General features: G+C 70.8%; 22 protein-coding genes and 1 pseudogene. 9 read left to right on the top strand and 14 right to left on the bottom strand.

Annotated features, from left to right (window positions below):
• Window positions 1–28 precede the first annotated feature (28 nt).
• Window positions 29–721, top strand: coding sequence for a hypothetical protein (locus ACZ6TU_RS33845; RefSeq protein ID WP_469552701.1), 693 nt, complete (start codon window positions 29–31; stop codon window positions 719–721).
• Here the strand turns inward: ACZ6TU_RS33845 and ACZ6TU_RS33840 are convergent.
• Complete coding sequence (locus ACZ6TU_RS33840) at window positions 618–1,589, bottom strand: LLM class F420-dependent oxidoreductase (RefSeq protein ID WP_467679610.1); 972 nt, start codon at window positions 1,587–1,589, stop codon at window positions 618–620. The genes ACZ6TU_RS33845 and ACZ6TU_RS33840 overlap by 104 nt on opposite strands.
• A gap of 73 nt (window positions 1,590–1,662) precedes the next feature.
• Between ACZ6TU_RS33840 and ACZ6TU_RS33835 the strand changes: the two genes are divergently transcribed.
• On the top strand, window positions 1,663–3,096 hold the full coding sequence (locus ACZ6TU_RS33835; protein WP_469552698.1) for a serine hydrolase domain-containing protein: 1,434 nt from the start codon (window positions 1,663–1,665) through the stop codon (window positions 3,094–3,096).
• Here the strand turns inward: ACZ6TU_RS33835 and ACZ6TU_RS33830 are convergent.
• From ACZ6TU_RS33830 to ACZ6TU_RS33810, 5 genes and pseudogenes are all read right to left on the bottom strand, one after another.
• Window positions 3,088–4,755 carry a serine/threonine protein kinase gene (locus tag ACZ6TU_RS33830; RefSeq protein WP_467679607.1) on the bottom strand — a complete coding sequence of 556 codons (1,668 nt, stop codon included), beginning with the start codon at window positions 4,753–4,755 and terminating at the stop codon, window positions 3,088–3,090. The genes ACZ6TU_RS33835 and ACZ6TU_RS33830 overlap by 9 nt on opposite strands.
• 352 nt (window positions 4,756–5,107) lie before the next feature.
• On the bottom strand, window positions 5,108–6,091 hold the full coding sequence (locus ACZ6TU_RS33825) for a polyprenyl synthetase family protein (protein WP_467679826.1): 984 nt from the start codon (window positions 6,089–6,091) through the stop codon (window positions 5,108–5,110).
• 317 nt (window positions 6,092–6,408) lie between these two features.
• Complete coding sequence (locus ACZ6TU_RS33820; RefSeq protein ID WP_467679605.1) at window positions 6,409–7,476, bottom strand: tetratricopeptide repeat protein; 1,068 nt, start codon at window positions 7,474–7,476, stop codon at window positions 6,409–6,411.
• A 210-nt stretch (window positions 7,477–7,686) separates the two neighbouring features.
• On the bottom strand, window positions 7,687–8,364 hold the full coding sequence (locus ACZ6TU_RS33815; protein ID WP_467679603.1) for an AIM24 family protein: 678 nt from the start codon (window positions 8,362–8,364) through the stop codon (window positions 7,687–7,689).
• A 77-nt stretch (window positions 8,365–8,441) separates the two neighbouring features.
• A pseudogene (locus tag ACZ6TU_RS33810) lies at window positions 8,442–9,799 on the bottom strand (CAP domain-containing protein).
• Window positions 9,800–10,300: 501 nt separating this feature from the next.
• On the opposite strand from ACZ6TU_RS33810, the gene ACZ6TU_RS33805 reads away from it, so the two are divergent.
• The 3 genes from ACZ6TU_RS33805 (at window position 10,301) to ACZ6TU_RS33795 (ending at window position 12,376) form a co-directional block, all read left to right on the top strand.
• Window positions 10,301–11,545: an SGNH/GDSL hydrolase family protein gene (locus tag ACZ6TU_RS33805; protein ID WP_469552695.1), complete on the top strand. Its 1,245-nt coding sequence runs from the start codon at window positions 10,301–10,303 to the stop codon at window positions 11,543–11,545.
• A gap of 65 nt (window positions 11,546–11,610) precedes the next feature.
• Entirely contained in the window at window positions 11,611–11,814 is a 204-nt protein-coding gene (locus ACZ6TU_RS33800) for a hypothetical protein (protein ID WP_469552823.1), read from the top strand.
• A gap of 46 nt (window positions 11,815–11,860) precedes the next feature.
• On the top strand, window positions 11,861–12,376 hold the full coding sequence (locus ACZ6TU_RS33795; protein ID WP_467679599.1) for a MarR family winged helix-turn-helix transcriptional regulator: 516 nt from the start codon (window positions 11,861–11,863) through the stop codon (window positions 12,374–12,376).
• A 225-nt stretch (window positions 12,377–12,601) separates the two neighbouring features.
• Here the strand turns inward: ACZ6TU_RS33795 and ACZ6TU_RS33790 are convergent, their stop codons facing one another.
• Both ACZ6TU_RS33790 and ACZ6TU_RS33785 read right to left on the bottom strand, forming a co-directional pair.
• Window positions 12,602–13,384, bottom strand: coding sequence for an MBL fold metallo-hydrolase (locus ACZ6TU_RS33790; RefSeq protein WP_467679597.1), 783 nt, complete (start codon window positions 13,382–13,384; stop codon window positions 12,602–12,604).
• A gap of 142 nt (window positions 13,385–13,526) precedes the next feature.
• Window positions 13,527–13,907 carry a VOC family protein gene (locus tag ACZ6TU_RS33785; RefSeq protein ID WP_469552693.1) on the bottom strand — a complete coding sequence of 127 codons (381 nt, stop codon included), beginning with the start codon at window positions 13,905–13,907 and terminating at the stop codon, window positions 13,527–13,529.
• 253 nt (window positions 13,908–14,160) lie between these two features.
• On the opposite strand from ACZ6TU_RS33785, the gene ACZ6TU_RS33780 reads away from it, so the two are divergent.
• The gene (locus ACZ6TU_RS33780) at window positions 14,161–15,042 is read left to right on the top strand and encodes a radical SAM protein (protein ID WP_469552692.1); all 882 of its coding nucleotides are present in this window, start codon (window positions 14,161–14,163) and stop codon (window positions 15,040–15,042) included.
• A gap of 21 nt (window positions 15,043–15,063) precedes the next feature.
• Here ACZ6TU_RS33780 and ACZ6TU_RS33775 read toward each other — a convergent pair whose 3' ends face one another.
• Complete coding sequence (locus ACZ6TU_RS33775; RefSeq protein WP_467679593.1) at window positions 15,064–15,399, bottom strand: winged helix-turn-helix transcriptional regulator; 336 nt, start codon at window positions 15,397–15,399, stop codon at window positions 15,064–15,066.
• A gap of 63 nt (window positions 15,400–15,462) precedes the next feature.
• On the opposite strand from ACZ6TU_RS33775, the gene ACZ6TU_RS33770 reads away from it, so the two are divergent.
• Window positions 15,463–16,305 (top strand): SDR family oxidoreductase, encoded by an 843-nt coding sequence (locus ACZ6TU_RS33770; protein WP_469552691.1) that lies wholly within the window; start codon window positions 15,463–15,465, stop codon window positions 16,303–16,305.
• Between the two features lie 180 nt (window positions 16,306–16,485).
• On the opposite strand, the gene ACZ6TU_RS33765 is transcribed toward ACZ6TU_RS33770, so the two are convergent.
• A complete protein-coding gene (locus ACZ6TU_RS33765; RefSeq protein ID WP_467679589.1) occupies window positions 16,486–17,838 on the bottom strand; it encodes an MFS transporter in 1,353 nt (450 codons plus the stop codon).
• 656 nt (window positions 17,839–18,494) lie between these two features.
• On the opposite strand from ACZ6TU_RS33765, the gene ACZ6TU_RS33760 reads away from it, so the two are divergent.
• Together ACZ6TU_RS33760 and ACZ6TU_RS33755 are read left to right on the top strand one after the other, a co-directional pair.
• Window positions 18,495–19,058 carry a VOC family protein gene (locus ACZ6TU_RS33760; RefSeq protein ID WP_469552689.1) on the top strand — a complete coding sequence of 188 codons (564 nt, stop codon included), beginning with the start codon at window positions 18,495–18,497 and terminating at the stop codon, window positions 19,056–19,058.
• An 87-nt stretch (window positions 19,059–19,145) separates the two neighbouring features.
• Window positions 19,146–19,397 carry a DUF4240 domain-containing protein gene (locus tag ACZ6TU_RS33755; protein WP_469552687.1) on the top strand — a complete coding sequence of 84 codons (252 nt, stop codon included), beginning with the start codon at window positions 19,146–19,148 and terminating at the stop codon, window positions 19,395–19,397.
• 286 nt (window positions 19,398–19,683) lie between these two features.
• Here ACZ6TU_RS33755 and ACZ6TU_RS33750 read toward each other — a convergent pair whose 3' ends face one another.
• From ACZ6TU_RS33750 to ACZ6TU_RS33735, 4 genes are read right to left on the bottom strand one after another with little or no spacing between them, the layout of a single operon-like run.
• Window positions 19,684–19,836: a hypothetical protein gene (locus ACZ6TU_RS33750; protein WP_469552685.1), complete on the bottom strand. Its 153-nt coding sequence runs from the start codon at window positions 19,834–19,836 to the stop codon at window positions 19,684–19,686.
• A complete protein-coding gene (locus tag ACZ6TU_RS33745) occupies window positions 19,833–21,248 on the bottom strand; it encodes a GH1 family beta-glucosidase (protein WP_469552683.1) in 1,416 nt (471 codons plus the stop codon). The genes ACZ6TU_RS33750 and ACZ6TU_RS33745 overlap by 4 nt, the downstream gene beginning before the upstream one ends.
• Window positions 21,249–21,262: 14 nt before the next feature.
• On the bottom strand, window positions 21,263–22,102 hold the full coding sequence (locus tag ACZ6TU_RS33740) for a carbohydrate ABC transporter permease (RefSeq protein ID WP_469552682.1): 840 nt from the start codon (window positions 22,100–22,102) through the stop codon (window positions 21,263–21,265).
• A gap of 6 nt (window positions 22,103–22,108) precedes the next feature.
• Window positions 22,109–23,068, bottom strand: coding sequence for a carbohydrate ABC transporter permease (locus ACZ6TU_RS33735; RefSeq protein WP_467679577.1), 960 nt, complete (start codon window positions 23,066–23,068; stop codon window positions 22,109–22,111).
• Window positions 23,069–23,071 lie beyond the last annotated feature (3 nt).

Genomic DNA, 23,071 nt, shown 5'->3' with positions numbered 1-23,071 from the left:
CGGTCGCGGGTGCGCGAAGATGCACGGCATGACACGACCCGAGGTCGGTGCGGCGCCGTGCCGCTGCGCCCGGTGCGGCGGATACGAGTACGGCGGTGCCCCCGCCTGTGTCGTGTGCCGTGCACTGGTGGACGGCATCGTCGAGGACGAGTGGGCGGCCTTCCTGCGGCACTGGGACGCAGCCGACGGCGAGCAGGAGAGGGCGCTGGCCGAGATGGTCGCGGCCGAACCCGACCGCCACGACTGGCGGGTGGTGGACGCCGCCCTCGACCGGCTGGTGTGCCCCGACTGCGGCGACCGGCTCGCACGCGGCCCGGCCGGCTGCCCGGCCTGCGACCTGGCGCATGGCTTCCGCTACGCCGCGATCGAGACCGACCGGCCGGGTGTTCCGCCGGGCAACGAACACGCGATCCGGGTCAATGTCTCGGTGGTGCGCAGGCCGCAGGGCACCTCCGAGACCGAGGTCTTGCTCCGGCGCCTGGTACTGCCCCTGCTCCTGGTCGGGTTCCGGCCCGCCACCGACGAGGCGCAGCGAGTGAGCGCGCTCGTGAGAAGGAGCCCTCCGGAGCGGAGGGCTCGACTCGCGGAACAGGCCGTCGAGGCCCTGGTGGAGGACCTCAGCCGAACGCGTCGCGCAGGGCGGGCAACAGGGTCTTCTCCGACCAGTCCAGATACGCCGGCTGCGACTCGCCACCGATCTGGACCAGGGCGATCTCGGTGAAACCGGCCTCGGCGTACGGGCGGACGGCTTCGACGAACGCGTCCGGGTCGTCCCCGCACGGGATGGAGTCGGCGACGTCGTCGGGCGTGACGAACTGGGTCGCCGCCTCGAAGGAATCCGGGTGCGGCAGCTCCGAGTTGACCTTCCAGCCGCTGCCGAACCAGCGGAACTGGGAGTGGGCGCGCTTGACGGCCGTGTCCCGGTCGGGGTCGTAGCAGACCGGCAGCTGGCCCACGCGGGGCTTGCCCTGGCCGCCGTGCCGGTCGAACGCCTCCAGCAGCCCGGCCTTGGGCTCCGTGGCGATCACCAGATCGCCCAGCCGGCCCGCGAGCTCGCACGACTGCTCCCCGGAGACGGCGATGCCGATGGGGGGCGCCTCGTCCGGCAGGTCCCACAGCCGGGCCGACTCCACGTCGAAGTGCGTGCCGCGATGGTTGACGTGACCGCCCTTGAAGAGGGCGCGGATGATCTCCACGGCCTCCTCGAACATCTCGTGGCGTACGTCGACGGACGGCCAGCCGCCGCCCACCACGTGCTCGTTGAGGTTCTCGCCGGAGCCGAGCCCCAGCCGGAACCGGCCCTCGGACAGCAGCTGGACCGTCGCCGCCTTCTGCGCCACCACCGCCGGGTGGTAGCGGAACGTCGGGCACGTCACGTACGTCATCAGCGGGATACGTGACGTGGCCTGGGCGGCCGCACCGAGCACCGCCCACGCGTAGGGCGAGTGACCCTGCGAGCGCAGCCACGGGAAGTAGTGGTCGGAGGTCACCGAGAAGTCGAAACCCGCCTCCTCGGCCCGCACCACATGGTCGACGAGCTCTCGGGGGCCGGCCTGTTCGGTCATCATCGTGTATCCGATTTGCACCATAACCGCCGAGTCCCCTGACAACCGACGTGAAAACTGCTCGATCAAGGTCCCCCGACAGAGGCAGGATGCCCCCATGAGTGCCTCCGCTCTGCCCGTGAGCAGCCCCGCCGCCCAAGGCGTCGACGGGTCCGGCGTCCACGCCTTCCTCGACGCCCTCGAAGCGGCCCCGGAGATTGAGCCGCACAGCCTGATGATCATGCGGCACGGCCGGTTGGTCGCCTCCGGCTGGTGGGCGCCGTACACCTCCGACCGCCCCCACCTGCTGTACTCGCTCAGCAAGAGCTTCACCGGGACCGCCGCCGCCCTGGCCGAGGCCGAGGGGCTGCTCGACTTCGACGCGCCGGTGATCTCGTACTTCCCGGAGCTCGAGGCCGAGATCACCGACCCGCGCAGCCGGGCCATGCTCGTCCGGCACGTGGCGTCCATGTCGAGCGGCCACGAGCGGGAGACCGTCGAGGAGGTCTACGCGCTGGACAGGGCGGAGCCCGTGCGCGGGTTCCTGCTGCTGCAGCCGGACCGCGAACCGGGCACCGTCTTCGCCTACAACCAGCCCACCACCTACACCCTCGCCGCGATCGTCCAGCGCGTGACCGGGCAGCCGATCAGCGCGTATCTGCGCCCGCGGCTGCTGGATCCGCTGGGCATCGGCGAGGTGTTCTGGCAGCGGGATCGCGCCGGCCGCGAGATCGGCTACAGCGGTCTGCACGCCACCACCGACGCCGTCGCCCGGCTCGGCGAGCTGTATCTGCGCGACGGGGTCTGGGAGGGCGAGCGGCTGCTGCCCGAAGGGTGGGTGGCCCGGGCCACGCGCCCGCGCATACCGACCGCCGGGGCCATGGGAGACCTGGACCGGCAGGACTGGGACCGGGGTTACGGCTACCAGTTCTGGATCTCCCGGCACGGCTACCGGGGCGACGGCGCGTACGGCCAGTTCTGCCTGGTGCTGCCCGAGCACGACGCGGTGATCGCGGCGACAGCGGCGACCGAACGGATGCAGGACTACCTGAACCTCGTCTGGCAGCATCTGCTGCCCGCCTTCGGCGCCGAGCCGCTGCCGGGCCGGGACGCCGCCGACGAGGCCCTGCGGGAGCGCCTCGCCCAGCTCGCACTGCCGCCCGCCCCGGGCAGGCCGGCACCGCCGGACCGGACGGAGGAATGGCCGGCCGCCGAATTCAGGTCCTCCAAGGGGGACGGACCCACTCTGTCGGCCGGGCTCGTGCCGGACGCGGACGGCTGGACGCTCCGGCTCACCGAGGGCGAGAACCGGCTGGACCTGCGGATCGGAGCGGAGGGCTGGACTGTGGCGGAGAAGCCGCTCCCGACCGCGGTGAGCGGCGGCTGGACGGATTCCGGCACGCTGGCCGTGGAGGTGGCCTTCCTGGAGACCCCGCACCGCTTGGCGCTGACGTGCTCCCTCGCGGACCGTACGCTCAGCGCGAGCTGGCGCACGCAGCCCTACCGCCCCGCCCCGCTCACCTCCCTGCGTGCCCCGCGCGGCTCAGTCTGAGCCCGGCCGGAACGTCTTCAGGAAGGTTCGCAACGCCTCCTGGTTCGCCTTCTCCTCCCAGTCGTCGTCCGCGGTCGTCCAGCGCAGCGAGAAGCTCCGGCCCTCGCCCAGCAGGAAGCCCCGGCCGAAGGTGTGCACCCGGGTGCCGTCGACGTCCGCCGTCCACTCCATGTCGGCGGCCTCGCGCCCCTGGTACGTCGTCGCGCGGATCTCACCGATCCGCCGGTAGTCGCCGGACCGCTCCAGGTTGGGCTCGACTTCGTCCCGCCACACGGCCACGGGATCCGGGCCCACGCGTTCGCTGTAGGTGACGGCCAACGTGCGGTCGTCACCGTCGGCACCGAAGACCACGCGGTACCGCAGATCCCCCTGGCGATCGGTGTCAAGCCGCTCCCAGCCCTCGGGGAGCGCGACGGAGAAGCCCTCCGGTGCGCGGTAGGTGTGGAAACCGGGCGGCAGGGCCGCCGCCGGGTCGGACGGCGTGGGCGTAGGGGTGGGGGTGGGCGTGGGCGTGGGGTCGGGGGACGACGGAGAGGGCGTGGGGGAGGGGGAGGCGGTCCGGCCGGGTGGCTCGGACGGCTCGGGGCTGCTGCCGCCGGTGCCCTCGCCCGGAGTGGCGGCGGAGGCCGGCGGCCGGGCCGGGGAGTCCGCCGCGTCGCTGCCCGTGTCGCTGCCGGGCAGGCCCTGGGTCGCCGCGAGCACGGCGACCGCGACGGTGACCACGGCCAGGGTGGTCCCTGCGACCATGGTCCGTCTGCTCCATGCCGGGCCCCCCGGCCGCATCGCGGCGTACGCGCCGCGCAGCCGAGGGGCGGGCACCGCCCCCATGGCCGCTTCCGGATCCTCGCTGAGCGCGCGGGTCAGCGCCTCCCGGACCACCGGGCGTGTCAGCCGTTCCCGCGCGTCCTTGCGGAGGAGTCCCTGCACGACCTGTGTGAGCGGCCCGGCACGCACCGGCGTGCGCAGCGGCAGCCGGTCCACGCCCTTCAGGGTGTTCTCCGGCCGGCCCCGGTCCCGGAAGGGCGGGCGGCCCTCGACCATCGTGTAGAGGATCGCGCCGAGCGCCCACAGGTCGGCCGCGGGCCCGATGCGCTGGTCGCGGGCCTGTTCCGGGGAGGCGAACGCGGGTGCCGTGAGCCGGGGCGCGAGGGTCGCGCCGACCAGGCCGTAGCCGGTGACGACGACCGAATGGTCCTCTCGTACGAACACCTGGCCGGGGCTGAACTCGCCGTGGGTGATGCCCTCGGCGTGCGCGGCGTCCAGCACGTCGAGCAGCTCCAGGCCGATACGGGCGGCCCGCACATAGTTGAACGTGCCCTGTTCCGAGAGGAGTTCGCCGAGCGGGGTGCCGTCGATCCACTCGGTGACGGTCCACAGGGTGCCGGCCTCCTCGACGGCGTCGACGACCGTGGCGATCCGGCCGGGGCACAGCAGCGCCATGCGTTCGGACGTGCGCAGCAGCCGGCCGGCGGCCCGGCGCTCGGTCTCGTACGCGTCGTCCGGGAGTCCGATCTGCGTGACGAGACATGGGCGGGAGACCTCGCCGGCACCGATGTCCTCGGCGTACCAGCAGATGCGGTTGGTCTCGCGCTGGATGATCTCGAGCAGCCGGTACCGGCCGGCGACCAACTGGTGTGTGGAGACGTGCGCCCTGCCCATGGCCATCCCTCGCTGGAAAACTGGCTCTCACCTTTTCCAGAAGTACGGGGGATGAGCCGTGCTGTGTTCAAACGGATCGCAACTCCGCGTTCATTCTTGTCTTTTATTCAAGAGAGGGGATCAAGCGTGCGAGAGAAAACGGTCTTTCGCGGGATCAGGAGCGGCTCACCTCGGCCGCCCCGGGACCGTCGAGGGTGTCGCCACGGGCGCGGAGAATTCGTCCCGCGGCCCGCGGATTCCCGAATCCCCGGCTGGCCTGCTGGTAACCGACGGTAAATGCGAAGGTGTCCGACGGCTGAACTCGACACCCCTCCGACGAATTCGGTGACCGATTCTCCGCGGGGTGGTCGGGTCAGAGGTCGCGCCGCACCAGGAAGCCGAGCAGTGACCGCAGTTCATCACGGGCCCTCGCCGCCAGCGGCACCCCGGCGAGCGTCGTCTCGACGGCGGCGAGGTGACGCCGGGCCTCCGCCATGGCCGCGGCACGGCCGCCCGCCCGCTCGATCAGCTCCGTTGCCGCACCGGGGTCGTCGCCTGCCTCCAGAAGCGCGGCGAGCCGGTCGCCACTCGCGGAGCCGAGCGCGACCAGCACCGGGAACGTCTTCTTCCGCTCCCGCAGATCACCGTGGACCGGTTTGCCGGTGACCCGCGGATCGCCCCATATCCCCAACACGTCGTCGACGATCTGGAAGGCGATCCCGAGGTGCCGGCCCACCCGGTCGAGAGCGGCGGCCGTCTCGGGGGCGGCACCGCCCAGCACGGCACCCAGCGCTGCCGCGCAGCCCAGCAGTGAGCCCGTCTTGTGCTCCGCCATCGCCCGGTACTCCTCCGGCCGGACCCGCTCCGCTCCCGTCCAGGGGCGGTCGGCGAACAGCAGGTCGTCCGCCTGCCCGCGCACCAGGTCGGCCAGCGCGACGGACAGCGTCCGCACTGCCGCGGAACCGCCCGGCTGCGCGGCGAGCGTCTCGACGGCCAGCGCGAACAGGGCGTCGCCCGCGAGGACCGCGGGGCCCGTGCCGTAGGCCTTCCATACGGCCGGGCGACGGCGCCGGTCCGCGTCGCCGTCCATGATGTCGTCGTGCATCAGGGAGAAGGCGTGCACCAGCTCCACCGCGACGGCCGCGGCCACCCCGTCCCGCCCGGGCGCGCCGGCCGCCTCGGCGCCGAGCACGGCGAGCGCCTGCCGTAAGCCCTTGCCGCCCGAGGCGACGGCCGGGGCACCGCCCACCTCACACCAGCCGAAGGAGTACGCGGCCATCTCACCGATCCAGGGGTGCAGTCGACTGACGGCGTCGGCGAGGGCGGGGCGTACGAGTGTGCGGCAGCGGTGGAGGATCTGGTGGGGGTCGGCAAGGGGGCCGGGCGCGACCGAGTGCTCGGCGCTGCCCGAGTGGCTGGAGCCGCGTGCGTGGTCGGGAGCGCCCGAATGGCTGGAGGCGCCCGCCTGGTCGAGGACGCCTTGGTGCCTGGAGGCGCCGGTGTGGCTGGAGTCGCCTGCATGGCCGTGGCAGGCCGCGTGGTCGACATCGTCCGAGTCGTCGAGGCCGCCCGCGTGCTCGACGCCGCCCGCATGGAGACCGTCCGCGTGCTCCTGCCACTCGTCGTGCGCGACCCCGTCCCGCCGCGCCGCCTGTACCGCCATGGAGAACGCCGTCACCGTGCCACCTCCGCCACCCTCGCCTCGACGAGCCCGGCATCCGATATGCCGAGTTCGTCATACGCGCGAGCCACCATCTTGCGGGCATGCTGGAGGCCGATCCGCTCCAGCGTGCCGGCGAGCTCGGACAGTTCGGCCGCCGTCTCGACGCGGTCGCGGCCCAGCCGGGCCAGGGACTTGGCGAGGCCCAGCCGCGACAGCGCCTCCCCGCGCGGCTCGCTCATCTCGCGGAACTCCGCGAGTGCCTGCTCGTACAGGGCGCGCGCCTCGGCGTAACGCCCGGCCCGGTACAGGACGTTGCCGCGCATCTTGTGGTTGTAGGCCAGCGCGCTGGACAGCCGCATCGCGCGGCACGTCGCCTCTGCCTCGCTCAGCAGCTCCAGGGCCCGCTCGGTGTCCCCGTCACGCACCGACACCACGTCGGCCAGACCGCGCAACGCCCAGGCGTGACCGCGCCGGTCGTCGGCACGCGCGGCGATCTCGGCGGACTCCTCGAACAGGGCGTACGCGGTGTCGTAATCCCCGGTGTTGCGGTGCATCTGCGCGATGCCCTCCAGCGCCCACACCGTGTGCCGTGCCTCCCCGCGCCTCCGGGCCTCGGCGAGCAGCTGCTCGTGCAGCAGGCCGACGGCCTCGTAGTCGCCCTGGATGCGGCCGGTCTCGGCCAGGCCCGCCAGCGAGTAGCCGCGTACGACGATGTCCCCGCCCCGTTCGCCCAGGTCCGCCGCGAGCTGGAGCAGTCGGCGGGCCAGCCGGAACGCCCCGCGTTGCCGGGCCAGCGTGCCGCCGCTCCACAGCGCCCAGGCCATCGCCGCGACGTCCTCGGCCCGGCGGGCGGCGCGGTAGCTCGCCTTCCACGCCCGGTCCGCGTCCTCGACCCGGCCCAGCCGACGGTGCGCCTCGGCCACCGCGAGTCCGGAACGCGCCGCCTCCCGAGGCTTCCCCGCGCGCTCCGCCGCCCTCAACTGCTCGGTGCCGGCGGCCAGGACGTCGGTCAGTGAGGAGTTGACGGACAGGGTGGTGAGCGCGCCCTGGTACTCCGGGGCGAATGCCTTGCCGTACATCGATGCCTTTCGGTCCGTATACACGCCATGTATACACAGAGCGTATGCATGGCGTGTATAGAAGGGTGGAAACCCGCCCTGGCCACAAGGGCCAGGGCATCACCTGTTGCGGATCAAGACGCCGACTGTATGGGCGGGGTTGCCTGTGAGGCGCAGATCACCGTGGGGTCCCCCCTGCTCGAGCGAAGCCGAGAGCTCAAGGGGGGGACCTCAGTGCTGACCGGCCTTCTGCGGAGTCGCCTCGCTCGGCCGCACGACGGCGTACCCCTCGCCCTGGAGCATCAGTTGCACGGCCTCGCCGGAGCCGCCGCGCAGCATCGAGCCGATGGACTGGGAGCGTTGCAGAGAGGTCTGGAGGCCCGCCGTCCAGCCGACGATCGCGTCGGTGTCGACGTACACCGGATACTGCGGCGAGACCGGAATGACCAGCGGGTTGCCCTCGCACACCAGACCGAGTTCGCCGTGCCCCGTGAAGACGCTGTTGAACAGGCCGCCGCCGGTGATGCCGGCGCCCTTCACGGTGGCGATGCGGTACGACAACGTGGCGTCGAAGCACAGGACGTTGCGGCCGTTGACCGTGAACTCGTCGCCGGGCTCCACGTCGACGATGAAGCAGTTCTGCGCTTCGTGGGCGAACCAGGCCTCGCCCTGCCCGCGCACCGCCATCAGCGGAAGTCCCTCCCCGGTGACCGCGCGCTTGAGCATGCCGCCCACTCCCTGGCTCTTGCGCTCGAACTGGAGGTTGCCGCGGTAGGCGATCATCGCGCCCTGTCGGGCGAGCATCTCGCCGTTCACCGTGTAGCGGAGGCACTTGGCGTTCTCGACCGACATGCCCGGTGCGACGGACGGTTGTGCCATGTGCCGACTGGAAAAGAGGTCACCCTTCATACGCGCATCCTCACCCGGAGCGTTCCCCTCCGCCAAGATCGGGGCGGGTGACGGGCAGGGCGCGCGGTGGCGTGGTGTCAGCCGCCGAAGAGCTGAGTCCAGTACGTGCCCGCCCGGCCGCCGCCCGCGAAGCCGACCCCGAGGTGCGTGAAACCGGGCTTGAGGATGTTGGCCCGGTGGCCGGGGCTGTTCATCCAGCCCTCCACCACTTCGCCGGGGGAGCGCTGGCCGCAGGCTATGTTCTCGCCGATGGAACGCCGGGTGGAGCCCGCGGCGGCGGCCCTGTCCCAGGGCCGGCTGCCGCCGGGCGCGGTGTGCGCGTAGAAGGCGCGGGCCACCATGTCCGCGCTGTGCGCCTGGGCGGCGGCGGTGAGCAGGGGATCGGCGGCCAGGGGCGGGAGTCCGGCCCGGGCGCGCTCCCGGTTGGTGAGGTCGGTGACGGCCGCCGCCGTGCCGGCCAGTCCCTCCGCCGTGAGGGGCCTGGCCCAGAGCGCGGTCCAGTACGTGTCGTCGGTGGGACCGTCGTGGACGTGGGCCACTCCGGCGTGGGTGAACGCCGGGTCGTGCAGGGCGCGGCGGGCCCCGTCCGGGCGCAGACAGTACGCGACGAACTCGGCGATGGTGCGCGGGCCGGACACCAGGTGCTCGCCGACGGTGAGGTACGCGTATCCGGCGCCGACGACCCGTTGGTATACGGAGACGCCGTCCCGGCTCTCGACGCCGAGGCGCCCGGACGCGGCCATGGCGGCGGCGTGGTCCCGCGCCGCGGACCCGAGCCGCGGGTCGAGCGAGACCGGTGGTGAACCGGCGGCGGTACGAGCGGAGTTGACCAGTGCGGCGAAGCCGTCCGGGCCGGGGGCGGACTGTGCCGAGGCGGGGGACCGGGGGAGGGGCCCGCGTCGGTCGCGCTCCCGGTCAGGCGCCGCGGGGCCGGGGCGGCCGTCGGCGCGGGCGTGTCGTCCACGACGTCGACGCCGAAGTCCCTGGCGAGTCCCGCCAGTCCGTCGGCATACCCCTGGCCCAGGGCGCGCAGCTTCCAGCGGTCGCCGCGCCGGTAGAGCTCCGCGAGCAGCAGGACCGTCTCCTGGCGGGGGCGCGGGGGAGTGAACCGGGCGAGCGGGCGGCCTCCCGCGTCGGTGACGTGCAGCGTGGGGGAAGGCAGGCGGCCGAGGGCGGTTACGGGCTCGGCGGGGCTGACGGCGACGGTGACCCGGGTGGCTCCGGTACGCAGCCTCGCCGGGTCCACGGTGAGCGTGTCGCCCCGCAGCCTCGCTCCCGGCGCGGCCGGCTGGTTGTAGAAGACGAAGTCGCCGTCGTCCCGCACTTTTCCGCCGTCGTCCGTGACGAGCGCGGACACGTCGAACGGGCCGGGCACCCGGACGGTCACCGCCCCGCCCGGAAGCGGCAGATTGCCACCGGGGACCAACTCGTTCATCACGCCGCCCTGCTGTCGTCGCACCGGCCTCCCCGTGGGGACGCGGATGCCCGGACAACGGCCGTGGTGGCGCGAGGGTTCCCACGGCAGCCCCGGTCCACGACGCCGCCGGCACCCATCGCCGCATCTTGGCGGACCGTGAGGCGAACACCAGCCGGCCGCGGAGCAGTGCGGAGAGAAAGGCACACGGCGTCGGCCGAGCTGCGGCGGTCCCCGGACATCGTCGGCGACCCCACCGACCGCCATCTCCCACCCACCGCCATCTCCCGCCCCTCGTCGGCACCTTCCCCGGCGACCGGATCCGCCCCGACGGCTCCACACCGTCGGCGGCGCGGCAGACCCACCGAGGCCACCCTGCACAGCGTCGGGGCAGGTCGCACCACTACCGTGTCGTACGCCGGGGCGGCACGGAGCATCCGACTCGCTCCCGGTGGCTCCGCGACCCTGCGGGATCCCGCACCCTGACACCGACCGTGCACACCGGCCGAAGGAGCGCCAACGATGCCACGCACCGCACGCCCCCGCGGCCGCACCGCACTGGCCGCCCTCTTCTGCTGCCTCATGCTGGGCTGCGCTGCGGGCGGGACACCCCAGGGGGACAAGCCGGCCCCACCGCCCAGCGCCCCGACGGGGACCGGGTACGGCGTGGTCACCTGGGCCTCCTCCGCCGACCGCATCGGCGCGGCGGTGGACGGCCGCGGCTACCGGCTGGTCGTGCACACCAGCGTCGGCGGTACCGGCCTCAGGGTGCGGCTGTCCAACGCCTTCGGGGACCAGCCGGTGACGTTCGGCAACGTACACGCGGGTCTCCAGCGCGACGGAGCCGCACTCGTCCCCGGCAGCAACCGGCGCTTGACCTTCGGCGGCGCCCGGTCCGTCACGGTCCCCGCCGGCGGCATCGTCTACAGCGACCCGCTGCCCGTCCACATCCCCGCCGCGAGTGCTCTCGTCGTCAGCCTCTACGTCCCCCGGGCGGGAGGCGTACTCACCGGGCACTGGATGGCGATGCAGACGTCGTACACCACCGACGGCGACCACACCGCGGAGGAGAGCGGCGCCAACTGGGCGCAGCGGACCGGCTCCTGGTTCTACCTCGACGCCGTCACCGTGCGGCCCAGGCCCGCGGCGGGTGCCGTGGCCGCCCTCGGCGACTCGATCACCGACGGCTGGGAGTCCACGACGGACCTCAACCGCCGCTGGCCCGACTACCTCGCCCGCCGGCTGCGCACATCCCCTACGGCGACTGTCAAGGGAGTGGCCAACGCAGGCATCGCCGGCAACAAGGTCATCGCCGACGGCCCCGGACAGAGCGCCCTGAACCGCCTGTCGCGGGACGTGCTCTCACTGCCGGGCCTGCGCACGGTGTTCCTCTTCCAGGGCGTCAACGACATCAAGGCCGAGCCCGGCGTCACGGCCGACGAACTCATCGCCGGGTACCGCACGCTGGCCGACCGGGTGCACGCGGCCGGGAAGTGCGTCGTCGCCGCCACGATCGCCCCCTACAAGGGCTGGCAGGAATGGGACCCCGCCGGGGAAGCCGTGCGCCGGGAAGTGAACGCATTCATCCGCACCAGCGGCGAGTTCGACGCGGTCACCGACTTCGACCGCGTCCTGCGCAGCCCCTACGACCCCGAGCGGATCCTCCCCGCCTTCGACGGCGGCGACCATCTGCACCCCAACGACAAGGGGATGCGGGCGATGGCCGAGGCCGCCGATCTGAAAAGCCTCGGCTGCGGGAGCCGCTAGCCCGGGTCAGGGATACGCGACCAGGCCGGCAACGTTCGTGGCCGAGCTCGGCCGTCACACTCGGGTTGACGTTGAAGGGGCCCTGGCCTTGGCCCTCACCCCGCCCTGTCTCGATCTACGCCGACGAGATCTGGTCGCTCGCCCCGCTGCTCGCCGACAGTGCCTCCGACTGGGCCCGCCTCCCCGAGGCACTGCGCGCTGGTCGGGCATCCGACCTGAAGAACGACTTCTACGAGAAGGACCGCGCCCGCGGGCAGACACCGCAATGACCTACAATTAAACATCCACGGAAGATAATTCTTCGGAAGATGAGTGATGGCTGACGCTGACCTGAAGCTGCTGTACCGGGAGCTGGTCTCGCTGGAGATCGAGCTGTGGAATGGCATCGAGGGGCGGTTGCGGGCCGAGTGCGACCTGCCGCTGACATCGTTCGAGGTGCTGCACCTGCTGCTGCGGCGGCCCGGGTCGCGGATCCAGGACATCGCTGAGGAGTTCTCGATCACGGTGGGCGGCACGAGCAAGGTGGTCGACCGTCTGGAGGCGGCGGGCCTGTGTGAGCGGCGGGCCAATCCGAACGACCGCCGCTCCTCGATCGTCGAGCTGACGCCTGAGGGGCGGAAGCTCGTGGACGACGCGCTGAAGGTCTTCGAGGACGAGCTGGAGCTGCGTATCGGGTCGGTCATTCCCCGGAAGTCCGTACGCGAGGTGGCTGGCGTCCTCAGCACGCTGCGGGCAGCCGGACGTGCTCTGGATGCGGAGCGGAAGGCGGCCGGGCAGACGCCGGTGCCGGGCACGCGGGCGCCGAAGCCGCCCGGCCGACCGGCATCGTGAGCGACCACTACTCCACAGGGCCCGTGGGCTGATGGGCCGGGGCCGGGCGCAGACAGCCCCCGGCCCCGGGCCATCCCCCCACGGTTCCGTCGGCGATGCCGTCGAAGGCGATGACTGTGCCGATGCCGCCGCGGGCGAGGGGAATCAGACAGAACTGTCGACCGTCCGTGCCGATGGCAGCCCCCACGTTCCTGCTTCGAGGAGTTCGCTGTACTGGGGTGGTGGTCATCGGGCGAAGTCGAGGCGGTCGGCCAGGCCGGCCTCGGCGAAGGCAGCCTTGATCTCGTTTCGGCCCTCCTTGAAGTGGGCCCAGCTGTCGAAGTGGGCGGGCACGACCCGGCGCGCACCGAGGATCCTGGCGGCCTCGGCGCCCTGGGCGCTGTCGAGGGTGAGCAGGGCGTTGTCGAAGGCGAAGGCCATGCGGGCACCGCCCAGGAAGAGGATCGCGGTGTCGACGGGAGCGAACTTCTCGGCGATCTCCCTGACGTGGTGCAGGGCGGCGTTGTCGCCACTGACGTAGACCGAGGGCAGGTCGTCGGAGGTGAGCATGAAGCCGACGACGTCGCCGGAGATCGGTTCGCAGCCGACGGGGCCGTGCCGGGCGGGCACGCCCGTGACGGTCGCGGTGCCGCCGTCGGGCCGCTGGAGCTCGGCGGTCTGCCAGAAGGCGAGACCACGGGCGTTGCCCCCGAGACGGCCGGCGCCGCTCTCGGTGGTGAAGACGACGGAGACCTCGGGCAGGAAGGCGCGGCCGGCGTTGTCGAGGTTGTCGTCGTGCTCGTCGTGGGAGAGCAGGACGGCGTCGACGCGGCCCAGGTCGGCGGCGATGACGGGCGACGGGTCGGTCTTGACGAGCTTGTGGTCGCCGGGGAGTGGCATGAGGTACTCGCCGGGCGGATCGAAGGTGGGGTCGGTGACGAACCTGAGCCCGCCGTACTCGATCAGAGTGGTCGGGCCGCCGTAGACGCGGACGGGGATCTTTTCGCTGATGGCGCTGGCGCCGGACATCGGGGACCTCCGGGTCGGGGAACAGTGAGGACGTGGCCCTGCGGGTGGCTCCGGAAGGAGTCAGGGCGAAAGGTGACGGGCCGCTGGCCCCGTCACGGGACCAGCCATCCGGCGCGTGCCGCGCGGCGGCCTGCGGTTCCGGTCACGGGGCGGGTACGGAGAACACGCCGAAGTGGTTTCCGGCCGTGTCCTGCAGCCGGGCGAAGGTGAAGCCCGCGGAGTCGGAGGCCGGCTCCATGAGCACCTCGGCGCCCAGTTCCTCGGCGCGCTCGACGGTCGCGGCGACGTCCTGGACGAGGACGTAGAAGATCCCGTAGTTGGGGAAGTTGCCCTCCGACTCCCACACGCCGCCCGTCGGCTGCTGGGCGCCCGGCGTCATCACCGAGTGGTAGGTGACGCCCGGGGTGTTGGTGTTGAGGGAGTACTTCCAGTCGAAGAGCTCGCCGTAGAACTCCTTGACCTTCTCCGGCTGGTCGGTGCCGAACTCGAACCAGGCGACCGAGTTGAGGGCGGGAACGGTCATGACACTCACTCCTTGCAGGGTGACGGCTTCTTTCCGGTGGGATGGCTCCGCAGGCCGACCCGCTGGGGCAAGCGGCCAGGGGGCTGGATCAGCTGCCGTCCAGCCAATCATTTAGATTCCATGGAATCAACTTCCAAGGATTATTGTTCCATGTGATGCGGGTTTGCCGGCGCCCAGTCGCCCGGCCCCGCGGACAGCAGAGGGACGAGGCCACCCCGGGTAGGGGCGGCCGTCAGCAGAGAGGGAGCCCGTCATGGAACTGGTCGAGATCGAGGCGAAGACTTTGATCCAGAAGTCGAAGACCCCGTCGAACGACTACGTGATCAACCCCTACACCGGCTGTGTGCTGGGCTGTTCGTACTGCTTCGCGTCTTTCGCGGGACGGCAGTTCGGCCGGTCGGTGAAGGAGTGGGGCGACTACCTGTACGTGAAGAAGAACGCCGTCGACCTGGCCCGCAAGGAGCTGGCCCAGATGCCTGAGCACAAGCGCCGCGGGACGATGCTGCTCAGCTCGGTCACCGACCCCTACCAGGGCCACGAGACGAAGTACCGGCTCACCCGCGGCATCCTGCGCGAGCTCGACGCCGTCGCCTACCCGGGCCTGGTGCGCATTCTGACCAAGTCGCCGATCGTCAGCCGCGACATCGACCTGCTCACCAGTCTGCCGCGGGCGGAGGTCGGCATGACCGTGACCACCGCGGACGACAAGCTCAGCCGCTGGCTGGAGGTGCGTGCCCCGCTCGCCTCCCGCCGCCTGCGCACCCTCGCGGAACTCCACGAGGCCGGCATCCCCACCTTCGCCTTCGTCGGCCCGCTCCTTCCCCACTTCGCCGCCCGGCCCGAACTCCTCGACCACCTCTTCGGGCAGCTCGCCGAGGCGGGAATCACCGAGGTGTTCATGGAGCACATCAACCTCAAGCGCTACATCCGCGAGCGCATGGACCAGGTCCTCGCCGACGAACCCGACGACGTGCGCGAGGCGTACGTACAGGCCCGAACCAAGGAACACCGCGAACGGCTCGACGCGATCGTGGCCGGCCTCCTCGCCAGGCACGGTCTGCGGCTGCGCTTCGACGAGGTCGTCCATCACGACGACAACGACGCCTTGCGGCAGAGGCTGGCGCGCTCCGCGTGACCGTGAAGGGCTGTCGGAGAGTCAGGCAGTGGTGTCGGTCGCGGGGTCGGGGACCGCCTGAGCCCAGGTGGCCATGGCCTCCAGGACGTCGCGCAGCCCTTCGCCGAGGGGGGTGATCTGGTATTCGACGCGTGGGGGGATCTCCGCGTAGGTGGTGCGGGTGACGATGCCGTGGGTCTCGAACTGGCGCAGCCGACTGGTCAGGGTGTGCGGGCTGATGCCGGGCAGAGCGTCGCGCAGCTCGGTGAAGCGGTGGGGGCCGCGCAGGAGTTCGCGCACGATCAGGGTGGCCCAGGGGCCGTTGAGGAGGGTGAGGAACCGGGCGACACCGCACTCAGGAAGGCAGGGATTGGTCACTTTTCGAGAGTAGCCCATTAGTGCAGTTGATGTAACTGGTGCAGTGTGTGCACTAATGACTCCATGACCTACGTGATCCATGGCGCCACCGGCGCCCAGGGTGCCCCTGTCGTCTCCGCTCTCGCTGCAGCGGGCAAGCCCGTGACCGCTGTGACCCGCAACGAGCACACCGTCGTGGACGGTGCGAGCGTGGTGGCCGCCGCCTACTCCTCCGCCGCTGACCTGACCGACGCCTACCGTGGTGCCGACGGAGTGTTCGTCCACCTGCCGGTGACCGCGGAAGAGGACCGCCAGATCTTCGCGGGCAACATCCTCACCGCCGTCCGCGCGGCCCGGCCGGCCCGCGTGGTGTTCTCCACCAGCGGTTTCCCGATCGACCCCGCCATCGGCGGTGCCGCCGCGACACTGGCGGCCGGCCTGGCCGACAGCGGCGTGTCCCACGCGGTGATCGCGCCCGAGCTGTACCTGGAGAACCTGCTCATGCCCTACGTCATCGACTCGGTCCGGGAGCGCGGTGTTCTGCCTTACCCGATCCGGGCCGACTTCCCCGTCTCCTGGGCGTCCCACCTGGACATCGCCGACGCCGCCGTCGCCCTGTTCGAGCGCCCGGACGTCACCGGTGTGGTCTCCGTCGGACAGTACCCGGCGATCACGGGGCCGGACCTGGCCGAGGCGTTCGGCGCCCGGCTCGGGCGGGACGTGGTCTTCGAGCCGATCACCCCCGAGGAGTTCCGTACCTCGGTCGCGCCCCTGATCGGGGAGGGCGCGGCTGCCGATATCGCTGGCGCCTACCAGGCGATGAGTGCCATGCCGGGCCGCTCGATCGCGCCGGAGACCTCCGCCCAGAAGCTGCTGGGCGTCACCCCTCGGACCACGAGCCAGTGGCTGGCCGACATCGGCCTCTGACGGCAATCACCGCCGGCTTCGGCCGGGTTCGTCCGGGAGCGTGGGTGTGTTCGGGACGGTCTGGACGGTTGGAATGGGACGTGGGCGTCGGCGTTGGGTCGTACGCCCTGCATATTCGTTCCACGATGGCTTCGGGAGCCGCGTCAACGCCGTATCCGTGATCAGCGCAGGGTTTCGATGTCACTCGACGTCAGCTGAAGGGCGGCTGCTGGACTCGTGGGCTTCGAGGCGGCCAGCCGTCGGCGGCGCATTCTGCGCGGCCGGAAGCGTTCGTCCCAGGCGTGCGAGCGGGGACAAAGCCATCACCACAGGGGACAGCATCATGCCCGCGGCCGTCGCCCAGAGGCTGGTGCGCACCCCCCACTCCATCGCGAGGAACCCGCCGAGCAGGGAGCCGAGCGGGGCCATTCCCATGCCGACAAACGTGATCGTCGCGGCCACGCGACCCTGCATCCCGTCCGGAGTGACGGCCTGCCGCACCGCCATCACCGTGACATTCACCAACTGGCCGGCGGTCCCGAACACGAAGTTGATCGCCAGGAGCGCGGAAACCGTCACCGCCGAGGAGCCGTGCAGTGCGGGCACAGACAGGAACACGCCGTCGCCGAGTGCCGCCGCGCACACGAGCACCGTGCCGTAACCGAACCGGCTCGGCAGGCGAGCGGCCAGTATCGAGCCCAGCAGCGCGCCCGGCCCCGTCGCCGCGAGCGCCAGCCCGACGGTGGTGCCGGACAAGTGCAGTTCCCGCGGCAGGAAGAGCAGATAGACGGTCATCATGGCCGCCAGGGAGAACTGGAAGGCGGCCGAGGCGAGGCACACGGTCCGCAGCGAGGTATCGCCGACGACAAAGCGGAGGCCCTCATGGATCCGTCGCCATACCCGAGCGGGACGTTCAGCGCGCTGCGGGATCGATTCGGTCCGACGGATCCGCCGGATCGACAGGAACGACAGCGCGAAAGACACCGCGCTGGAGGCAGCAGCGATCGGCGCCGACAGCAGGGACACCAACGCACCGCCGAGGGCGGGCCCGCCGATCTGCGCCGCCGACCGGCTCCCCTCGAGCGCGCTGTTGCCCTGCAGCAACCGATCGCGTTGCACCAGCCGTACGAGAGACGCCTGATAGGCCACGTCGAAGAACACGGACAGCGCCCCGACGGTGAAGGCGACCACGAGCAGCGCGGGCAGACCGAGCCAACCGAGGAGACCGGTCACGGCGGCGGCGCCCAGTATCAAGGTCCGGCCGGCGTCCGTCACGACCATCACCGTGCGGGTCCGCCACCGGTCCACCCACGCGCCGACGAAGAGCGAGAGCAACAGGAGCGGCGCCTGGCCCACCGCGCGCAGGACGCCCAACTCGCCGGCGCCGGCGTTGAGCGTCAGGACGGCGAAGAGCGGGAGAACGATCAGAGCGGTGTGTTCGCCGAGTTGGGAGGCAGTCTGCCCCACCCAGAGTCTGCGGAAGTCGCGATCCCGCCACAGACTCGGCGGAACAGATCGACTGGAATCGGATACAGCGGTGGAAGTGGACGGCACGAAGATCCCTCGGATTGCCGACGACGAGGCCCATCACCCGGCGCACACCAAGTGCGCCTGCGATTCGGGCAGGGGAAGGCTCGCTGTGCCGCAACATCAAGGGCAGCACGCGATGACAGGCCGATCACGGCCTACAACGTCAACGCGCGCTCGGACGACCGACCATGTCTGCAACTCCTCGTGGGTCAACTCGCTGCACCCGGACACTAGCGCTCGGTGTTCTCGCCCGACAAGAGACTTGAGTGCGTTGCCGCGGGGGAGGCCTGCCTCGACGAGCAGCCGGAGCTCGACGACGGCCTGGATTACTCGCAGGACTTCTGCGAGGACTTCTACGTCGTGCTCAAGATGATGCCGGGTGGGACAGCCGTGACCGAGCGCGTTCGGGATGGCAGGTGCCACGAACGCCCAGCCCTTCGCTCCGCTCTGGAAGAACCAGGTACAGAACTCTTCGTCCAGCCCCTCGGGCTCGGCAATGCTGCGCACCACATGGCCCCCAGGTCGCGGGTCAGGAGCGCGGGGGAGGTGCTGCCCGTGGTGGTCAGATGGGGATTGGCCGCGATCAGCCGGGTCAGGCGCCTGTGCCAGTCCGAAGCGGCCGCGTCTGCTTTCCGCGATCGCGTCGTCGTACCGGGGACGCCAGGAGTGGGGCTCAGATAGTGGCGATCGGGTTGTTCCCGATCGCGATGTCCTTGATCACGTTGATGACCTGGTTGTCGACGACGGCCTGCTGCCCGAACTTGCCTGCTCGATCACCGCCCAGCGAAGGCTACGGAAAGCCCAGTGAATCGTGCATGCGCGTATCCCTCTTCCTCCGAGCGCGGCATAGTGTGATCAACATGATCGGACGCTTGTTCTCTCTCGTCATTGACTGTCCTGCCCCATCTGAGCTCGCGAGCTTCTACGAGAGCCTGCTGTCGCTGCCGCGGGTGGCGGACTCGTCTGACTATGTGGTGCTCGCGAACACGACGGGCACGGAGACCGTGACCTTCCAGCGTGTCGGCGGTTTCCGGCCGCCCCGGTGGCCCGATCCCGATCGTCCGGCCCAGATGCATGTTGATGTGATGGTCGATGACCTGGATGTGGCAGAGGCGAAGGTACTCGCCCTGGGCGCCACGTTGCTTGAAGGATCGGACAAGCCAATCGGCTACCGCGTGTACGCCGACCCAGTAGGACACCCCTTCTGCCTCATCACACGCGAAAGTGTGTCGCCCAGCAAGTAGCAGCGCTGAAACGATCAGCAAGCTTGAGTTTTGACCTCCGGGCCCGTGCAGAGGAGGCTTTCGTAGCCCCCTGGCAGACTGCCCGTCATGGACACCGAAGCGTTCTGGCGCGTGCTCGATGCCGCCTACCTCATCGGTGGGGGCTGCTCCGATGACCGATTCAGCGACTTCACAGCGGGCCTGGTGGCGCTTGGACGCGAGTGGTATGAACGAGCGGCTGCCTGCCCGGACGACCTCGCCGAGCATCCTGCCGTGCGTACCGCGGCAGCCTCCGGGAACAGGACGTCATCTTCGACGAAGACTTCAACTTCGTATCGTCCAGGGCGTATAAGCGGCTGACCGGTGACGCAGACGCCTTCTGGGAGGCATGGGAGGCGTATACCGACGCTCGCGCCACGACCGAAGAGGAGGGCAGCGAGGGCATGGGCGAGTCGTTCGACTTCGGCGATGCCCAGCAGATGCGCCGGCGTCTGCCTCGGCTGGCTGCGCTCCACCTCGGTTCTGGACCAGGCTGACTCACACAGGGGCCCGCAGGTTCCGGAACCCCAATGGGGCGGGCGCCGCGTAGGCCGGTGTCTCAGAACTCAAACCGCCCCTGGTTCACGGCACATCGAGCCGTTGCTCATCAGGAGCAATGCGCCCACAACGAACACCAGAGGCTGGGTCTGAGGTTGAAACTCAAGGTAAGTGCCTGCGGCTGAACGCACGGAACGGCGAGGCCCGGAACGTACGCCTGGACGCCTTCGCGCATCAGCCAGTAGCCGTCGGTGAACTTCATCGGGGTTCCTCACCAGGGGTGGTACGGGCGCGGTGGGCGGCGATCAGCCGCTGGTACCAGCGGTAGCTGTCCTTGGGTGTGCGTGTCTGCGTGTCGTAGTCGACCCGGACGATCCCGAAGCGCTGGCCGTAGCCGCGGGCCCACTCGAAGTTGTCCAGCAGCGACCACACGTAGTAGCCGCGCACGTCGACGCCCGCACGCAGGGCGGCGGCGAGCGCGTCCAGATGGCTGTCGAGGTAGTCGATCCGCTCCACGTCGCGGACCCGGCCGTCGGCGTCGAGGGTGTCCGCCTCCGCCGAGCCGTTCTCGGTGATCAGGATCGGCGGCAGCGCGGGGTAGCGCTCGGCCAGGTCGACCAGCAGGTCCGTGAAGGTGTGCGGGACGACGGGCCAGCCCATGGTGGTGTGGCGGACGTCGTCGCGCCAGGTCTCCTCGGCCCGGACGTCGACCGCGGTGCGGGTGGCCGGGTCCGGGGCGCGGTGCGGGGCGTCGGCGACGGTAATCGGCCGGTAGTAGTTGATGCCGACGAAGTCGAGCGGCGCGCCGATGAGATCGAGGTCGCCGTCGAGGCGGTACGAGCCGTCGCCGGAGGGCAGCAGCTCGCCCCAGGTCTCTGCTTCGTGCTCCGGGTAGCGCCCGGCGAACAGCGGCTCGAACCACACGTCGTTGTGGAGCGTCTCGACGCGGCGGACGGCGGCCAGATCGGCGGGAGAGTCCGTCGCCGGCAGCAGCCGGTCGGGGTTGAGCGTGATCCCGACCTCCCGCGCCCCCGCCGCGCGCAGGGCGTGCACGGCCAGACCGTGGCCGACGAGCAGATGGTGTGCGGCGGCGAGCGCGCCGCGGCCCTCGCGGGCTCCCGGGGCATGGCCGCCCGCCGCGTAGCCGACGAAGGCGCTGCAGAAGGGCTCGTTGAGCGTGATCCAGCGGTCAACCCGGTCGCCGAGGCGGGTGGCGACCAGCCCGGTGTACTCGGCGAACCGCTCCGCAGTCTCGCGTGTCCGCCAGCCGCCCTGGTCCTCCAGGGCCTGGGGGAGGTCCCAGTGGTAGAGGGTGGCGGCGGGGGAGATGCCGGAGGCCAGCAGCTCGTCGACGAGCCGGTCGTAGAAGTCGAGCCCGGCCGCGTTGGCCGGGCCGGAGCCGGTCGGCTGGATACGCGGCCAGGCGATGGAGAAGCGGTAGCTGTCCACGCCCAGCTCGCGCAGCAGCGCGGTGTCCTCGCGGTAGCGGTGGTAGTGGTCGCAGGCGACGTCACCGGTGGCGCCGTCCGCGACGCGCCCGGGTTCGCGGCAGAAGGTGTCCCAGATGGACGGGCCTCTGCCGTCCTCGTCGTACGCGCCCTCGATCTGGTAACTGGCCGTGGCGGCACCGAAGAAGAAGCCGGCCGGGAACTCGGGGAACTCGGAGAAACTCACAGCAAGGAACCGCCCTACTTGACCGACCCGCCGGTGATCCCGGCGGCGATGTACTTCTGGGCGACGACGAGCAGGATCGCGGCCGGCACGGCGGAGAGCACCGCGGTCGCCATGACCGCGCCCCAGTCGCTGACATGTGCGCCGACGAACTGGTAGATGCCGAGCGTGATGGGCTTGACGTCTTCCGTGGTGTTGAGGGTGAGCGCGAACATGAAGTCCGACCAGGCGAAGAGGAAGGTGAACAGTCCCGCCGTGATCAGGGCGTTGCGGCTCATGGGCAGCACGATCCGCACGAACGCGGTGAAGCGGTTCGCCCCGTCCACCATCGCGGCTTCGACGACCTCGCTCGGGATCGACATCATGAACGCCCGCAGCAGCACGACCGCGAACGGCAGACCGAGCGAGGCGTCCGCCAGGATCAGCCCCAGATGGGAGTTGACGAGGTCGAGCTGCGCGTATGCGCTGTAGAGGGCGTTGGCGATGACGATGCCCGGGACCATCTGCGTGATGAGCGTCGCGAAGACGATGCCCTGCCCGCCGCGGAGTCCGAACTGGGCGAGCCCGTACGCGGCGGGCGCGGCGAGCGCGAGACAGACGACGACGGCGCCGAGTGCGACGACGAGGCTGGTGAGCAGCGAGCCGGCCTGGGTGCTGATCGCCGTGTCGAAGTTCCTCAAGGACGGTGAGACGGGGAACCACTCCGTGGCGGCGATGCTCGACTCGGGCTGGAGGGCGGTGTTGAGCATCCAGTACACGGGGAAGAGCAGCACGGCGAGGATCAGCAGCGCGGCGGCGGAGTTCCACACCGAACGAATGCGGAGAAGGTGCGCCGGTCGTTTCGTCGGTCGGTTCATCGTCGGTCACTTCCCCTTGCCGAAGTCGGCGCGGTTGGCCCGCAGGTACAGCACGGCGAAGACCGCGCTGATGAGGATCAGTACATTGCCCACCACGGCGCCCTGGCCGAAGTCCAGCTGAAGGAAGGAGAGCTGGTACGTGACCGTGCCCAGCGTCTGGGTGGAGTCCGCGGGCCCGCCCGAGGTCAGCGCCAGGATCAGGTCGAGGATCTTCACCGTCGACATGAAGCCCAGCACGAGCACGACGGTGATCACCGGGCGCAGCATCGGCAGCGTGATGCTGCGGAACGTCCGCCATGGGCCGGAGCCGTCGAGCGACGCCGCCTCGTACAGGTCGCGCGGGATCTCCTGGAGACCGCCGTAGAGGATGACCATGTTGAACGGGATGCCGATCCAGATGTTGACCAGGATCGCCGACAGCAGTGCCACGCCGGGGCTGCTCAGCCACGGCACGCCGTCCTGCGGGACCAGGCCGACCGCGTGGAGGGCGGTGTTCAGCATGCCGTGGTCCTGGTCGAGGATGCGCCGCCAGACGACGGCGGAGACGACCATGGGCACGAGCCACGGCAGCAGCAGGATGGCGCGCACGAAGCCGGAGAGCCGGAAGCGGCGGGAGAAGAAGACGGCGAGGGCCAGCCCGATGGTGAACTGGCCGAGCAGCGAGCCCACAGTGAACAGGGCCGTGTGCCACAGGGCGTCGGTGAACAGCTGGTTGGCGAAGACGGCCCGCCAGTTGTCGAGGCCGTTGAACGGCGCCTCGCCGGTGAAGTACGTCTTCGGCGTGTAGTGCTGGAAGCTCATCACGATGTTGCGGACGAGGGGGTAGCCGAAGAAGAGCGCCATGTAGCCGAGCGCGGGAGCGACGAAGAGCCAGCGCAGCAGCCCGCGGCGCAGCGGAGCACGGCCGGTGGCGGACTTCATTGGGGCGGCGCCGGTGGCGGGCGCGGGGGAGGTGATGGTGGTCATGGC

The sequence above is a fragment of the Streptomyces sp. NPDC052064 genome, from assembly GCF_055585925.1.
The sequence above is the reverse complement of the archived record's forward strand: the minus strand, read 5'-3'. Positions and strand labels throughout refer to the sequence as shown.